General features: G+C 39.7%; 11 protein-coding genes and 2 pseudogenes. 4 read left to right on the top strand and 9 right to left on the bottom strand.

From position 1 onward, the window contains the following. Nucleotides 1-152 precede the first annotated feature (152 nt). The gene (locus tag JQC92_RS23255) at nt 153-260 is read left to right on the top strand and encodes a universal stress protein (RefSeq protein WP_205000847.1); all 108 of its coding nucleotides are present in this window, start codon (nt 153-155) and stop codon (nt 258-260) included. Nucleotides 261-345: 85 nt separating this feature from the next. After that, the gene (locus tag JQC92_RS17500; RefSeq protein ID WP_205000846.1) at nt 346-864 is read left to right on the top strand and encodes a lipocalin family protein; all 519 of its coding nucleotides are present in this window, start codon (nt 346-348) and stop codon (nt 862-864) included. A gap of 51 nt (nt 865-915) precedes the next feature. On the opposite strand, the gene JQC92_RS17495 is transcribed toward JQC92_RS17500, so the two are convergent. The 3 genes from JQC92_RS17495 to JQC92_RS17485 all read right to left on the bottom strand — a co-directional run bounded on the left by JQC92_RS17495 (nt 916) and on the right by JQC92_RS17485 (nt 5,431). Then, on the bottom strand, nt 916-3,072 hold the full coding sequence (locus tag JQC92_RS17495) for a S46 family peptidase (RefSeq protein ID WP_205000845.1): 2,157 nt from the start codon (nt 3,070-3,072) through the stop codon (nt 916-918). A 173-nt stretch (nt 3,073-3,245) separates the two neighbouring features. Continuing rightward, the gene (locus JQC92_RS17490; RefSeq protein WP_205000844.1) at nt 3,246-4,454 is read right to left on the bottom strand and encodes an aromatic amino acid transport family protein; all 1,209 of its coding nucleotides are present in this window, start codon (nt 4,452-4,454) and stop codon (nt 3,246-3,248) included. A 164-nt stretch (nt 4,455-4,618) separates the two neighbouring features. Further along, nucleotides 4,619-5,431 carry a hypothetical protein gene (locus JQC92_RS17485; RefSeq protein ID WP_205000843.1) on the bottom strand — a complete coding sequence of 271 codons (813 nt, stop codon included), beginning with the start codon at nt 5,429-5,431 and terminating at the stop codon, nt 4,619-4,621. 182 nt (nt 5,432-5,613) lie between these two features. Here JQC92_RS17485 and JQC92_RS17480 point away from each other — a divergent pair, with 182 nt between their 5' ends. Continuing rightward, the gene (locus JQC92_RS17480) at nt 5,614-6,171 is read left to right on the top strand and encodes a TMEM165/GDT1 family protein (protein ID WP_205000842.1); all 558 of its coding nucleotides are present in this window, start codon (nt 5,614-5,616) and stop codon (nt 6,169-6,171) included. 597 nt (nt 6,172-6,768) lie between these two features. Here the strand turns inward: JQC92_RS17480 and JQC92_RS17475 are convergent. The 3 genes from JQC92_RS17475 to JQC92_RS17465 all read right to left on the bottom strand — a co-directional run bounded on the left by JQC92_RS17475 (nt 6,769) and on the right by JQC92_RS17465 (nt 12,285). After that, nucleotides 6,769-7,206 (bottom strand): PaaI family thioesterase, encoded by a 438-nt coding sequence (locus tag JQC92_RS17475; RefSeq protein ID WP_205000841.1) that lies wholly within the window; start codon nt 7,204-7,206, stop codon nt 6,769-6,771. 84 nt (nt 7,207-7,290) lie between these two features. Then, nucleotides 7,291-9,477: an ExeM/NucH family extracellular endonuclease gene (locus JQC92_RS17470; protein ID WP_205000840.1), complete on the bottom strand. Its 2,187-nt coding sequence runs from the start codon at nt 9,475-9,477 to the stop codon at nt 7,291-7,293. A gap of 189 nt (nt 9,478-9,666) precedes the next feature. Further along, on the bottom strand, nt 9,667-12,285 hold the full coding sequence (locus JQC92_RS17465; RefSeq protein WP_205000839.1) for an ExeM/NucH family extracellular endonuclease: 2,619 nt from the start codon (nt 12,283-12,285) through the stop codon (nt 9,667-9,669). Between the two features lie 966 nt (nt 12,286-13,251). Between JQC92_RS17465 and bufA2 the strand changes: the two are divergent. Further along, nucleotides 13,252-13,712, top strand: a pseudogene (gene bufA2 / locus JQC92_RS17460) (BufA2 family periplasmic bufferin-type metallophore). A 43-nt stretch (nt 13,713-13,755) separates the two neighbouring features. Here bufA2 and JQC92_RS17455 read toward each other — a convergent pair. The 3 genes and pseudogenes from JQC92_RS17455 to JQC92_RS17445 form a co-directional block, all read right to left on the bottom strand. After that, a complete protein-coding gene (locus tag JQC92_RS17455) occupies nt 13,756-14,427 on the bottom strand; it encodes a nitroreductase family protein (RefSeq protein WP_205000838.1) in 672 nt (223 codons plus the stop codon). A gap of 53 nt (nt 14,428-14,480) precedes the next feature. Continuing rightward, a complete protein-coding gene (locus tag JQC92_RS17450) occupies nt 14,481-14,927 on the bottom strand; it encodes a GNAT family N-acetyltransferase (protein WP_205000837.1) in 447 nt (148 codons plus the stop codon). 157 nt (nt 14,928-15,084) lie between these two features. Next, nucleotides 15,085-15,444 (bottom strand): annotated as a pseudogene (locus JQC92_RS17445) (IS66 family transposase); the annotation flags it as partial. Nucleotides 15,445-15,697 lie beyond the last annotated feature (253 nt).

The raw sequence follows: 15,697 nt of genomic DNA, 5'->3' as shown, positions 1-15,697 counted from the left end.
TGACCATAGATCTTGGTTGAAAATTGACATGATGCGTTGCCTTATCTAGTGTAATTTACTGATCAGATCAACGAAACGATAATAAGTTCAATTTCCATAATATTTGTGTAGAAGAGTCAGGTACTGAAGCGATGAAAAAACAGGCTGACTGAATCATCATCGGCACTCACTCTAAAACAGGGCTTAGTGCATTACTTGGCTCGACTGCTTCTGGCGTTGCGAATTATGCTCAATGTGATGTGCATTTGATAAAAGTCTAATCAATACTCTTTTATTATATAAGCATATAAATCCAAATCTTCATTCTGAACGTATCCTCAAAGCAGTATTAATGAGGATAGTTCAATGAGATTTCGTAATCTGTTTTTATGCGCTTTACCACTTTTACTTTGTTCATGCTTAGGAATGCCAAAAGGGATCAACCCCGTAAATAATTTCGATGTTGGAAGTTACATGGGGCAGTGGTACGAAATAGCCCGTATGGACAACAGTTTTGAAAAAGGGCTCAATCATGTCACAGCGAATTATAGTCTTAATGATGACAAAACCGTTAAAGTAGTAAACCAAGGTTATCATCAACAAAAAGGCGAAACAAAAATCGCTAACGGCACCGCAAAATTTGTTGATTCGCCAAATACTGGTTATTTAAAAGTTTCTTTCTTTAAGCCTTTCTACTCTTCATATGTAGTCTTCAAGCTTGACCCTAACTACCAGTACGCTTATGTGTCAGGCTACAACAACAAGTATTTATGGCTGCTTTCAAGAACACCAACAATCAGCGATGCTGTCTTAAAAGACTTTTATCAAACAGCAAAAGCTTACGGTTACGATACATCGAAAATCATTCAAGTAGAGCAAGAGTAGAATCAAAAAAGGTGGCAATTGCCACCTCTTTATTTGAAACTAAAACAGAAATTACTTCACAATTTCCATTTCATCTAGCAAGTTATCTGCATGATCTAGGTACTTCATAACCCAAAGCATATAGCGACTATCGACTTGGATTGAGCGGTTGGTTTGCGGATCATATCCCCAATCACCAATGATACTTTCGTATACACCGTCAAATAACAAACCTACTAGTTCAGCACGACCATTTAAGGTAGGAGAGCCTGAGTTACCACCCGTAGTATCAAGTGTAGATAAAAAGTTCACAGGTACAGAGTCGATTTCTTTCATGTAGTAATCGCCGTACTGTTTGTTTTTAATCAGCTCAAGTTCTTTCTTAGGCGCATCAAATGGGTCTTTACCTGTGTCTTTTTGCAAAATACCTTCTAAACGAGTAAATGGCACTGCATATAAGCCATCTTCAGGCGAGTACCCTTTAACATGACCAACACTTACACGCAGGCTAGAGTTTGCATCCGCATAAACAGGTTTACCTTGCTCTTTGTTATAAGCAATGATTGCTGCCATATACTGTGGACGAACTTTCATTAGCTCACCCGCACGCTCTTTGGCTTCGTTTTCACGCTTAATACGTGCATCGTAAGTTGCTACGGCATATTGGATAAATGGATCATTCGACGCTTTAAAATCTGCTGTAGATTTTTTCATCCAGCCTAAACGCGTTTCTTTGTCAGTCAGTTTCGTTTTCGCATACATGCTGTCTAAACGCTTAACTAGCTGAGCTTTAGTCGTGTTGTTGGTAATACCGAAAACAGCATCTAAAGAAGGTAAACGTTCAGATTTAGCCAGTTTTGAATAACGTCCAAGCAGATCCAGCAAAAATGCTTTCTCAACTTTCGCAGAGAAACGACGATCGATACGCTCAAGGCTTGCTACAAAACGCTTCATATCACGATCTTGATAACCTGGCTCACGCTTCATATCTGGCAATGTTTTTTCATGCGCATAGCGGTATAAACGGTCTGCTGTTTTCAGCATCGCACTGTAACCCATATAACCAGTCAACAGCTTGCGTTCTTGATGCTTTTCGCCTTGCTTAACTAGCTCATCTAAACGAGCCAATGTTTTGCCATATTTCGCTTCACGACTTGAATCAGCAGCTATCCATTTTGCTAACGCAGCTTCACGATCTTTGCGAGCTTGTAGCATGTTTGACTTGCCGTAAGATTCAATCATCGAAGTGAAGTTTTTCGCATAGTTTGCGAGCCCAGCTAACGTGCTTTCGTACTTAATACGATCTTCACTGCCTTCTGGCGATGCTTCTTTAATATCAGTAATGATACTTTCACGTAGCATCTTGCTGTATGGATAGTTCTTCTCAAAAGTACTTTCTACTTCAGCAGCGGTGCGGTAACGGTTAGTACGGCCTGGGTAGCCTGTCACCATGACAAAATCGCCGTCTTGAACACCTTTAGCCGATACTTTTAAGAAACTTTTTGGTTCATACGGCACGTTGTCCTTGCTGAAGTCAGCAGGTTTACCGTCTTTGTTTACATAAGCACGATAGAATGAGAAGTCACCCGTATGACGTGGCCACATCCAGTTATCGATATCACCACCGTACTTACCAACACTACCGGCTGGGTTATACACTAAGCGAACGTCACGAATTTCCATTTGTCTAATGAGATAGTACTCAAGACCACCGTGGAAGCTGTATACATTACAGCGGTATCCGTCTTCTTTCTCACACTCAGCGACTAACTGCTTCTCTTTATTTTCTACACCTTTGTAGAAAGCTTCACCTTTGAGGTTTTCAATACCATTTTTTACTTTGTCAGTTACGTTAGTGACTTTTTCAGTAACATAAATACGTGAACCCGGCGCCGCTGGTAATTCATCTTTAAACGTCTTAGCTAAGAAACCATCTTTTAGTAAGTTGTTTTCTGCGGTTGAATTATATTGAATCGAACCGTATGCACAGTGATGGTTTGTTACCACTAAGCCCTTCGGTGATACAAATGATGCAGTACAACCACCAAGGCTAATTACGGCATTCATTGGGAATTCTGTTAACTTTGAAATTGACTTCGCATCAATCTCTAAACCTTTTGCTTTTAGCTCAGCGGCCATTGATGGCAGTTGGTATGGTTGCCACATACCTTCATCAGCAACGCTGTTAAAGCTTGCAGCTACAGCTGCAGCGAGTAACCACTTTTTCATGGAAGATTCTCTCTTATTATGATCCAGACCTAGTCCCTGTTCTAGGCAGTTCAGCTTTTGCCAAAGATAGGCGTTATGCACTTAATAAAGCCGTTTACTTAATTAAATACATAACAAAAAAGCCAGGCGAAGGCCTGACTCTATCACAATTAATTTGCTATGGGTGCAGTAAGTTAGCTAAAACTTGTAACAATAATTTGTGCCGCTACAATTGCCACGCCGGCGACGCCTAATCCAACCAGTGCAGCATTACCACCAGAGACCTGATAACCTTCTTGAGTCTGCTTACGCTGCTTAATAGCCATCACTATCGGCAAGAAAATAATCATTACCGTTAAAGGCACACCAGCATAACCAAGTACTTTGACAAAGCCATCTGGATAAAACAAAGCGCACAACAATGGTGGAATAAAAGTTAATAACCAAGTTTTCGCTCTACCAGCAACACCGTTGCGAGCATGAGTCAATTCAGCTAGGAAATCAAATAGACTCATAGTTACACCTAAGAAAGAGGTGATCAGCGCCAAATCTGCAAAAAAGCTAATCGCCTGATCAATAAAGGGCAGGTGAGAAATATTTTGCAATGCAACCACGAGTTTAGGTAGTGAGCCATTAAATTCGTTTATGGTATCCCCACCAACAGTACCTATCGTAACCAGTAACCAGAAAATATAACAAATTAGAGGGATACTCGAACCAATCAACAATACTTTTTTAAGGCTCTTAACTTCCCCATCTAAATATCGTACAAGAGTGGCAATACAAACATGAAAACCAAAAGAGGTAAATACTACCGGAATTGCGGCCAGCAAAATGTTGCTGTAACCACCTTTCTCAACAGCCTCTTTGAGGTTATCAGCGACAACCGTTGAAATATGAACTTCTGGAGATAAAAAGAATACTACGACAATAAACAGTGCGACCATTAAAGGGAAAAGAAAACGAGACACCTTATCGACTAAGCTGACGCCGACGGCAACGAAACCACCAAAAATAAGTGTAAATAAAATGATAGTCAGTTTTGAATCGACAGGCTGACCGAAAACTAATTCTAATTTAGACGCAAAAAGTGAAGAACCACCAAGCAAATAAACCATCGTCAATGCATACAGCAAACTGAGAAATGAAGCACCTTGAATAAACTGCCCTGTTTTGCCTAGTGTTTTTCCGGTGATGGCGTGAACATTGTCACCCACTCCACTGCGTAGATTAATTTCGAGCATTAATAATGCGGTATACGCAGTGATGCCCCAAATCACCATAAGTAATGCTATTGCGGGTAGGGTTCCAAGTCCCGCCGTAGCGAGAGGAAGTGCCAACATACCGCCACCAATAGCAGTACCTGACACAATGGCTATCGAGCCTAAAATTTTCGAATTCACAAAGTTATCCTAGTATTCTAATAATTATTTTCTCCCACCAGCAATTTACTGCATTGCAAAGGGCATAAAAAAACTTGCAAAATGCAAGCTTTTCCAAACTATTGGCTCGAACCTATCAAAACAAATTGTCTACGGCAACCCTTATTAAACTAAGCTTCATATAATCAAACATCTGTCTCATCGTGTGTGACGGTAATTAAACGTTGTTGTTGAGTTAGTGAACCATCTGAAGATTTAAAAGTCAGCTGTAGACGATATTTGCCGACGCTTGGCTGGTGAATCCTTAATGACATGTTTTGATTACCTGGTGATAACTCTTGTTCAAAGGAGCCCGCTGCCATATCGTTCGCATCAAAAAGTTTAGCTGTTACCGTACCTCTTACTTCTGACGCTACATCGAAAGTGACGTGAGTACCATCGGAATTAAATGGAATCTGATGTGTTAAATTAGCCACACTAAATGAGGAGTTATCAGGATGCTTCTGAACTTCCGTTTCAATACGATGAACGATGCTGTTTCCTGAGGCATAAACATAATTGCTCGCTTGAGCGGGTGCGATGATGCCACTACCGTTTTGCTGACCAGCGCGGATCCCTACAAGATTATGGTTGATGGCATTAGCTAATTCATAAGACCAAGACTTCATGCTTTCTTGCTCTGGCTGTTTGATTACAACTTTTACATTTTCAGGTAACTGACGCTCTTCGCGGTCAAACAGTTTAAGAACAACTACATCACCAGGTTCTAGTTGAGTATTTTGAACGCTGATTTTACCTACAAGCCTGCGCCCCTCAATTTGTTGAGGAGAGGCACTAAACTTCAGTGGCTTATTTTGACTGTACGATGTCATCATTTTAGGCGCAGCTTGTTGATGGCCAGCTTCAGCAGCATAGCTCATTACAACATTTCCTAAAGACATCACACCACACAATACCGTGACTATTTTCAATTGTGCTTTCCTAGATAATGATTCCATTGCAGGTAACTCCCAACGCCTAATCAAACTCAATATCTAAATTTTAGCTAACTATAGACAAACTGCTCTAAGGTGAAAACCTGAGAGGCCCTTAATTATTGTTCACATAAACAACATTAAAAATTGAAGAAAGAAAATAAATCACAGAAAATGCAGCGCTTTCTTATTTTAGAGATTACATTTTGGACGCATTTTTAGTATCTACCACGAGTGTTGCTATTGCCGAAATAGGTGACAAGACTCAACTTTTAGCACTTCTTTTAGCCGCTAGGTTCTCAAATAGAACGGCAATTATATTGGGAATTTTTATTGCAACGCTTTTAAACCACTTTCTCGCAACACTCTTTGGAGAATGGGTGATATCTTATCTGTCACCGAATATCGCTCAGCTTCTCGTTGGGTTGAGCTTCATCATTATTGGGTTATGGATTTTAATTCCAGACAAACCCGACAAAGAAGACTCTCGCTTTTATCGTTATGGGCCGTTACTCGCAACAACGGTTCTATTTTTTGTCGCTGAAATTGGCGATAAGACTCAGGTCGCAACGGTCTTTTTAGCTGCTAAATATCAACAGCTCACTCCAGTTTTAGCGGGTACCACGATAGGAATGTTACTTGCCAATGTACCTGTCGTTTTGATGGGGCATATGGGTTCAAAAAAGCTGCCATTAAAATGGATTAGACTTGTCTGCGCCATATTATTTGGATTTATCGGTGTTATTACCTTGATAAAGATTTAAGCATTTGATCTTAATGATAAATTAATACAAGATTAATTAAATTTCACTTATATATCAATCTAACTACTCTCTGGCTAATCTTGAAGTATTATTGTTTGATATATAAGTGACTATAACTGTAACTCCACTCTCCACTCAAAAGTGCTCTTGCTCGACCTAAGGAACAATTTGATGCTTCGCAAGCAGTCCTCCCTACTGAGCGAAAACGCGTCTTTATTAGCGAAATCCGATCTTTTTACTCTTATTCTCCTGAACCAAAAGCAAACCGCAAGCCGTTGTTGAATAGTTCAGATGTTAATTACACTCAATTTAGTAAGCCTGCCAGGGTTAAACTCCTCTTCAACATTTCACGAAAGCCCCCAAAAAGATCAAATAATAGTTGATGTAAGGTATGCATCTTATCGTTGGCAATTATATTCTAAGCATCAAAATAAAAGCTTGTCCTCAAAATCTCAGTTATTGAATAGAGATAATTCTAAATACGGTAATAACAGCATAAAAACGAAACCTAATACTCATAGAGCTAGCTCAAAATGGAGCCACATCAATACTGCTGCCAATAACTTTTTTCATTCTAAAGAGTAAGGTCCTGAATTTTTATCTTTTAACTACAGCTGCCGTCATACGCGACACACACACTAACTCGCCACCACTATTGTTAATTTCGACATTCCAAACTGAACTCCGCTTTCCAATATGAACAGGCTTCGCAACCGCTGTTAACACGCCTTTTCGAGAGGCTCGAATGTGATTGGCGTTAATTTCTTGTCCAACACAGTAATATTTTTCAAAATCGACAACAAAGTTAGCTGCATAACTGGCGACCGTTTCAGCCAATACAACATTAGTACCTCCATGAACAATCCCAACAGGATTATGCACTGAAGCATCAACAGGCATGGCAGCAACAAGATAGTCTTCGCCAATCTCTGTCACTTTTATCCCTAATGTTTGCATTAATGTTCCACGCTCATGAAGACCTTTATCCAAGCGAGCGAAATCTTCTAAACTCATTGGCTTAAACCAAATACTCATAATTATTGTTATTCCTTTTGATTTATATTGGGCAATAAAAAGGATGGTAACTTAACCATCCTTTAAGACAACTACTTTCTTAAGCTATCGCTTACGCTTGAAACCCAAGAGTGTTAACAGTAACAACCAATCTAAACTTAAAGCTCCACTACTGCGATGATGTTTCGTTGTTTTAGGGAAGTTTAGCGCCACAATGATTGGGTCGTGATCTGAGGATGAAAAGGCATTTTCTGATTTAGTAAGATCACCAGTATATTTACTTGGATATTCAAACAAGTTCGACTCTAATGAATTGGTATGCCAATCTTCAACACTCACTACTTTACTGACAAAACTCTCGTTAGCCAACGCATAGTCGAGTGTTCCTAGTTCACCTTCATAACTATAACTGAATACACCTTTACCGTGTAACTTGCTGTTCAAGTCTGTGAAACCATAGTTTTTAGTTATTCTTGTAGGCGTACTATAAAGTGGCTTATTATTCAGAGTTGTATTGCCTGCCGCCATAATAGTTCTGGCACCCTGCGCTGATGAGTCGTAATCGGTAAGCACTTTAATGGGATCTTCTTGTCCGTACGCATTTAAGTCACCCAATAACAATACATCACCCGTCACGTTTTCTTTGATGTAGTTTCCAAGCACCGTTGAGGCTGCCACTCTAAAGTTGTTACAACTTCCTTGAAGGTCATCGACATAGCCCTCTTTATGGACGGCACTCTTATCAATTTTAACACTTGAAGTAAGAGGAATTGGCGAATTGTACTCATCAAAATCTTCTTTACACTGTGAGCCTTTTGATTTGAAATGACTCACTGCAACACTAAATTCACTCCCCTCATTCAAATTACCATTGGCAACCACTTCAAACTTTTGTAAAAGTGAATCTCTTTGGCTTTTTCCTACAGTGATTGATTCCGGCTCTTGTCCTTTTTTCTGTCCCATATATGAAAACGCTTGTGCAGGCATTTTAATATCCATGACATCTCCAACAGGCTTGACCTTACTTGGTCGGTACAGCATGCCAACACTAATTGCGTCGTCGCCTATTGAACCTTTACCTTTAGTGGCAATAAACTGATAATGGGCGCTGGTATCTTTAATGTTGTCATTTAATGCATCCAGTAAATTTTTAATGGCAGAATTTTCGCCAAAACCATTATTTTCAATTTCCACTAGACCTACAATATCAGCATTCATAATCGTGAGTGCGTTGACAATTTTCGTACGCTGAAGCTCAAACTCGTCCTCTGTTGTCGCCCCACGATTTTGGCCTGTTGGATTTGGATCTGCATCTGGCATAACGTTATTAAAAAAGTTCAAGACATTGAAGCTTGCAACTCTGATATCACCGCTGTTTGCCAATTTAGGAGGGGTAATGCGATCGTTATTTCGAATTAAGTCACCAGCCAAAATGATATTCGTGGGTGCTATTCGATATTTGCCAACTGAATAACTGATCACACCCTCCATATTGGTAACCGTATCTCCAGTCCTAATATAGGCTGTTTCAGGGCCAAAACTGGGCATAAATGGATTTTCGCCATTGGCTGGTTTCTTATCCGTATCAACATACAACTGATTTTGTTTATTCTTTGCTGCTAATGCTTTAGCTTCTGCACTTTCTGGTACATACAATTGAGTTGGTTTTTGCAATGGCGCTAAATGCGACAACACCATGTTGTTACGGAAAGAATTATAATCAAAACTGAAGTTACGTGTGACTCGCATGTCGCTACTAGCAGTCAATTTAACTTTCATGCCTTCATAGCGTTCCATGGCTTGCGGCAATGTTTCATCGGTACCTATATTTAAATCTACCGCGCTAGGTAAACCTACATTGTCGCCAATTTTGTATTTTGTTGTATCTTGGGAGATATCTATTTGCGTGTTTCCAAAGTTTTCATCAACCTCACCCTGCAAGCAAACGCTATATCCTGCTTGCAATGCCGATGCATCAGCAAGCGATATTTTATTCGCATAAACATAGATACCATCCGATGTTTGCTGATTATCATCTGGACTTTGTGACTCAACATAAAAGCCTTTAACGTAGTCACTTTTAGCGCTTCTATCGTATTCTAAATCTAAAGCGGTAATCACGCCTTTGACATAAACGCTCTCACCAAGATGCGGACTATTTCCGCCAGTGCTTTGAATGGCATTAATTGCAACTAGGTTATCGTTATCACATATAAACGCAGCATTTGCCGAATAGGCCGTCCCTAAAGACAATGCAATAGCGATTTGTAGCCAAAGTTTTTTTTGTTTCATACATCAACCCCGTAATAATTCATTTGTTATCGAGATATTCCAATTGAGGAGTAGTGAGATAGTGAGTTAGAAGGTTTGAAGGAATATCGAAGGTTGATGATATGACAGTAAACCTGACTTTGACCTGACAGCCTAGAAAACAAAAAGAGCAGCCTAAGCTGCTCTTTAACCGGTTAACTCAAAGTCGAATTAACGACGACGTCTAATACCAAATAGCGATAACAGAGCCAAACCTAGGAAACCTAGAGAACCACTGTCTTTCTTTTTAGGTTCTTCTGGCTCAGGAGTTGGTGTAACTGGGTCTGGTAAATCAATCGCAATGATAACTGGATCGTGATCTGATGATGAGAAAGCATTACCAGATTTAACTAAATCACCTGTGAATTTAGAACCGTATTCAAACATGTTCGACTCAACACCATTGATATGCCAATCCTCAATAGCAACAACTTTTTCAGCAAAATCAGCACTTGCTAAAGCGTGGTCTAAGTTACCTAATTCGCCGCTATAGCTGTAGCCATAAGTATCAGCACCATGTAGCTTCGTATTTAAATTTACGTAGCCATAGCTTTCAGTAATGACACGTTGCTTAGCATCAAACTCTTCACCACCAATAGAGGTGTAGGCAGCTGTTTTTATCACTTTACCATGAGTAGATGGATGGTAATCCGTTAGTACTTGTAGAGGATCCTCTTTGCCGTAAGCGTTCAAATCACCAAGAATTAACACATCACCGTCAACTTTAGTCAGTGCCGCACCAATTGCGTCAGCCGCACTTACGCGGAAGCTATTACAGTGACCTTGTAAATCGGCTGGTTCTGGTTCATTTCGCTCAGAAGCAAATTGAACCCAATCTTCCAGACAAGCAGAACCTTTAGATTTAAAGTGGTTAACCACAACAGTAAGCTTTTCACCATCGATAGTGAACGTTTGAGCTAAAGAGTGACGCTGATATTTGTTGTATGCTGGGCTAGACTCTTGATCATCAGCTTCGCCACGAGTTGCTGCACCCGCTGGAGCATGTTGCTCTGGTGTTTTGATCACTAAAGCATCACCTTCTGGAGTCACTTTAGCAGTACGATAAAGTAGACCAACCATGATGGCATCGCTACCAAAGTATTTTTCTTTGTAAAGGTCTGCATCAGCAACTTTAATCAAGCTGTACGCTTCGTCATCACTCAGCTCATCATTTAATGCATCTACTAAATCTTGGATAGCACTGCTTTCACCGAAACCGTTATTCTCAATTTCCATTAAGCCAACGATATCAGCATTCATGCTAGTGATTGCATTTACAATTTTTTCACGCTGCAGACGGAACTCAAACTGATCATCTGTACCACGGTTTTGGCCTGACGCACTTGCTTCACCGCCAACAGAATCATTGAAGTAGTTAAGCACGTTAAAGCTGGCAATACGTAGATCGCCTTCATTAGCAATCTCAGGAGTCTCAACACGGTCATCACCACGAAGAATATCACCTGCTGTGATGCTCTCATCATCACCAACAATTAAACGATAATTTCCATAGGTATAACCCACCATGCCTTCAAGGTTGGTAAGTTGATCACCGATACGGATATAACCCGTTTCAGCATTGAAATCTGACATGTAAGGTAGAACACCCGCAGCGGCTTTGTAATCCGACTCTAAAAAAAGCTCATTCTTACGGTTTGCTGCTTCGTGCGCTACAGCGTCTTCACTGTCAGCCATGTAAAGCTGTGTAGCTTTAAATAATGGCGCTTTATGAGAAAGAACCATGTTGTTACGACGTGAATCATAGTCAAAGCTGAACGAGCGAGTCACTTTCATTTCGCTACCAGCATCAAGCACAATTTTCATGCCTTCATAACGTTCTAATGCTTGCTGTAGGTTTTCTTCATCACCAACAACAAATGGCACAGCGGCTGGTATTTCACCAACTTCACCGATTTCTACTTTGTTTTTATCCTTGGATAAATCTAATTGAGTTTGGTCGTAGAACTCTTTAACTTTTGCTTCTAAACAAACTTCAACACCAGGTTGAATTTCTTTAGGCGCCGCAGAATTCATGAATACAAAAATACCGTCAGATGTCGCTGGATCGCCATCTACAATAAGATCTTGGATGTAAAAGCCTTTTTGCATGCTTTCACCACGAGCAGTTACGACACCTTTAACGGTAACCGTATCTTCAGACTCAAATTTACCTTCTGGTACAAAATCACTACGTGAACCGTCACCCTGGATTTTATGAATAGGCACAATAGTTGCGCCTTCACAGCTGAATGGATCAGGTTTAGGGATATCAGCACCAAATAAGCCAAGACCTGTAAACGTATCTTTCGCTTCTTCAACCCAATCATCAGCCTTGAAAGTACCGTCAAAAACAGAATCAGGTGAACGTTGAAGCGTTACATCTTTACCCCAGCTTTTCGGTGTTGGAATAACACCTACAACATCAACATTGTTCGTTCCATTAGTGAGTGCAACAGCATCACCACCATTAAACTGTAAGTTCATGTCAATTGCATTTACACTATCAGCTAACGTTAGTGTTTTATGTTTAACAACAAGTACTTCACCAGCGCCAAGTGTCACTCCACTGATAGTCCCCATGGCTGAAGCATCAGTAGAGCCATCTTTATATCGAACTAATTGGTAACCATCTATGTTTACATCGGATGTACCTGAATTAAATAATTCAATAGCTTTATTACTTGCTCCACCTTCAACATACTCCGTAATCATTACATCAGCATTTGCAGCGTACGATAAAACACCAGCAACAGCTACTGAAACAGCCGTTAAGTTATTTACAGTTTTCATTACATCAACCCCATTTTTTTATAATTAGTTACATTCGTGCTAATTAATTCACGTTAACTATGCCGAATATATTAATTTTTTAACCATCAGGTGTGATTTTCTCAGAGACTTGACTAAAAAAGAAGTGAAACAGGTCACAAATTAGTTACTAATTACAAAATAATTCAACAACTTAAATTTAAGATCAACAAGTTAGCACAACACAAGTCATACCAGTAACAAATTTAAATACCTAATAATCATTAACTTAACAGCAAACAATTGCTTTAAAATATATTTAATAACTAATTGAAATATATTTATTTAATCTAAATAAAATATAAATGTCACAATTTTTAAATTTATTCACAACAAAAAAGAATTATTAATCGCCATATAAAAATAAATATTCAAAAAAACATATCATCATTTAATTTGTAAAAATGAATTATAAAGATTTTAGAAACAATCAACTTACTGTATTAAATAAACTATTTAATAAACACTAAGATAATTAAAAAGATTCACTAGAGATTCTTAATTATCCACTATAGGATGATTAATGATAACTAAGTAAAAAGTGTACTTCAGAGCATATTGAACGTTTAAACAGATAATTAAATAAACAGCCCCTAATTATTCACTTTCAATTAATAGCTCCAACCTCATTCCTGTTTATTTCGTTTATTGCTCTAATCTTATTTAACTATACCCATGATACTTGAACATGCATGTTTCAGGACTTTTTCAGCGCCAATTCTTTGAGGCGCATTAGCGAAGGAATATCGGGATTCTTTCGAGCTAATGTAACAAAGAAGAATTGTCGCTGAGAAGTCCACGCAGTGCGAGTTGCACAGCGTGTTACTCTTCGTTGCCAGTGCTAACAATAGCTCACTATTGCCGCACACTGTCGCCTTGATTAACAAGTTGTGCATTCTCGCTGAAATCGAGCATCTTCAGGTATCATGGGTATAAAGGTAAATTGTGATGAAGAAATCGACCCAAACAGCGTTAACTGGTACCGCACTTGCACTTGCAATGGCTGGCTTACATCTTGTTCAACAATGAATAATAACCCCCATAGTTCTGGCGTAGATACGAGCTCAGCCGTCGAAATGGTGCATTGCTATGGTGTGAACCAATGCAATGGACACATTGACTGCAAAACTGATGGTAACAGCAGTAAAGGACAAGCTGGTTGTAATGGCACTGGATTCGTTGCAATGCCTGCTAAAGCTTGTAAAGATGTGGGTGGCCAAGTTAAGGATGCTTGGCTAGGAAAACGAGATAAGGCAGCATTAAGTAAGTGCTATGGCGTGAATAAGTGTAATGGCCACAATGACTGTGCAGGTAAAGAGCACAGCTGCAAAGGTGAAGCCAGCTGTAAAGGCACAGGGTTTGTACTCATGCCAGCCAAAGCATGTAAAGTTATTGGTGGTAAAAGCTAACTAAACACGGAAATAAAAATGGGGCTTACTCAAGCCCCACTTCTTATAAGACCGTCATAATTTCTTCAAGCGGTTTTTTATTGATGGCATGATCTGGTATCGTCGCACCTTCAGCAGGATAACCTACGACCAAAAGCATGTAAGGTCTTTCGTTGTCAGCATTACGCTCACATACCTTACTTAAGAACGACATTGGCTTGGGAGTATGAGTTAACGTACCTAACCCTGCATTGTGCAATGCTTGGATTAAAAAGCCTGTCGCAATTCCCACTGATTCATGAACATAATAATTGTTCTTATCACCTACTTCAGTTTCCATACGCTTTTGACTAAAAATAGCGATGAGCCACGGTGCTGTTTCTAAATAAGGTTTACTGGCATTGGTACCTAAAGGCTTTAACGCATCCAACCATTCTTCGCCCGCTCTTCCATCATAAAACCCACGTTCAATCGCTTCGGCTTGCTCACGAATTTGTGCTTTTACGTCTGGGCTATTGATTGCGACAAAATGCCAAGGCTGATGATTTGCTCCATTTGGTGCTGTACCAGCAGCTAAGATACATTGTTCAATAATCTCTTGCGGCACAGGTTTATCAGAAAACTTTCTGATTGAATGACGACGCTTAATATCTTGATAATGCGCTTGTGCACGTTCCAACATTTCTTGTTGTGGATACTCAACAAAGTCTGTCAAAGGATGATGTTGCTCAGACATAATTACCCCGTTATTTATATGGTAATTTTAAGACCAGAAAAATAGAATATTTCTTACGCTAAACAAAACATAAGATCAATACCATCTTCTGTTTCCATTTGTGCACATGGCATAAAACCGACCTTTTCAAGTACACGTTGAGAGATTAAATTATCTTGATGTACATAGGCATGCAATGGTCTTTCGAAATGTTGTAAGAATTGCTTCAGCGCTTTGGTGGCGTAACCTTTGCCCCAGTATTGGCTTCCTAGCCAATATCCTATCAGACGCTTTTCCCCATCTAACCAACTCATTATATTTCCAACGACTTCGCCATTGACTACAATCGTAGAAATTACATTATCTGAATCTTGAGTAATGCGTTGCCAATGAGTTTTAAAGTCGGACTCTGAACGAGCAGGAAAACGTGCCATTTGACAAGCTGTTGTATCAGACTGGTTTTGATAAAAAACCTCAATATCCTCTGAGGATGGCCTTCTTAGTGCCACTTGTTGATCCATTAAATTTCTCACAACTTATTATTAACTTTTTATGCACAACAAAGCTAACATAGATAAACAATAAGGATCAACACTAGGGAGCTAAGCTAAATTGAGTGGGTATGGCAATATACTTAAGCAATTACTTCATCGTAACCATTCACCAGCGTTGTATTGACTAATCGCTGGTGAGGTTAAACACATCTGGATAAGGTTTACGTTGTGTTACAGCCGTAACAATTTCAGAGATAACTTCGAGCGCAGATAAACCACGCTTCTTACAGGTTTCAGTCTCAGACAATACTCTGGAGCGGAACTTGTCTCCTCTATCAGAGCTGGTACCAAAACAATTTTTACGCATGATAACCGTACCTCTAATGCAGCGTTCAGCCTTATTATTGGTAAGAGGTGTTCCTTTATGAGTCACAAAGACCCGCAATCCCGTTTTATGCTTCAATAAATGTTGGCATCGCCCCGAGTGTCTATCAGATGGCGTTTCAGCACCTTTTTCAAGTAACGTTGTAAAACTACGCTTTATACCCATGATACTTGAAGATGCATGTTTCAGGACTTTTTAAGCGCCAATTCTTTGAGGCGCATTAGCGAAGGAATATCGGGATTCTTTCGAGCTAATGTAACAAAGATGAATTGGCGCTGAGAAGTCCACACAGTGCGAGTTGCACAGCTTGTTACTCTTCGTTGCCAGTGCTAACAATAGTTCACTATTGCCGCACACCGTCGCCTTGATTAACAAGTTGTGCATTCTCGCTGAAATCGAGCATCTTCAGGTA

It is taken from the genome of Parashewanella hymeniacidonis (assembly GCF_016900895.1).
Lineage (GTDB): Bacteria > Pseudomonadota > Gammaproteobacteria > Enterobacterales > Shewanellaceae > Parashewanella > Parashewanella hymeniacidonis.
This window is presented reverse-complemented; position numbering and strand designations above follow the sequence as displayed.

Excerpts from the sequence above, each read along its gene's own strand:
- JQC92_RS17485 (WP_205000843.1), bottom strand. The coding sequence starts at position 5,431 with ATGGAATCATTATCTAGGAAAGCACAATTGAAAATAGTCACGGTATTG.
- JQC92_RS17495 (WP_205000845.1), bottom strand. The coding sequence starts at position 3,072 with ATGAAAAAGTGGTTACTCGCTGCAGCTGTAGCTGCAAGCTTTAACAGC.
- JQC92_RS17465 (WP_205000839.1), bottom strand. The coding sequence starts at position 12,285 with ATGAAAACTGTAAATAACTTAACGGCTGTTTCAGTAGCTGTTGCTGGT.
- JQC92_RS17455 (WP_205000838.1), bottom strand. The coding sequence starts at position 14,427 with ATGTCTGAGCAACATCATCCTTTGACAGACTTTGTTGAGTATCCACAA.
- JQC92_RS17450 (WP_205000837.1), bottom strand. The coding sequence starts at position 14,927 with ATGGATCAACAAGTGGCACTAAGAAGGCCATCCTCAGAGGATATTGAG.
- JQC92_RS17470 (WP_205000840.1), bottom strand. The coding sequence starts at position 9,477 with ATGAAACAAAAAAAACTTTGGCTACAAATCGCTATTGCATTGTCTTTA.
- JQC92_RS17500 (WP_205000846.1), top strand. The coding sequence starts at position 346 with ATGAGATTTCGTAATCTGTTTTTATGCGCTTTACCACTTTTACTTTGT.
- JQC92_RS17475 (WP_205000841.1), bottom strand. The coding sequence starts at position 7,206 with ATGAGTATTTGGTTTAAGCCAATGAGTTTAGAAGATTTCGCTCGCTTG.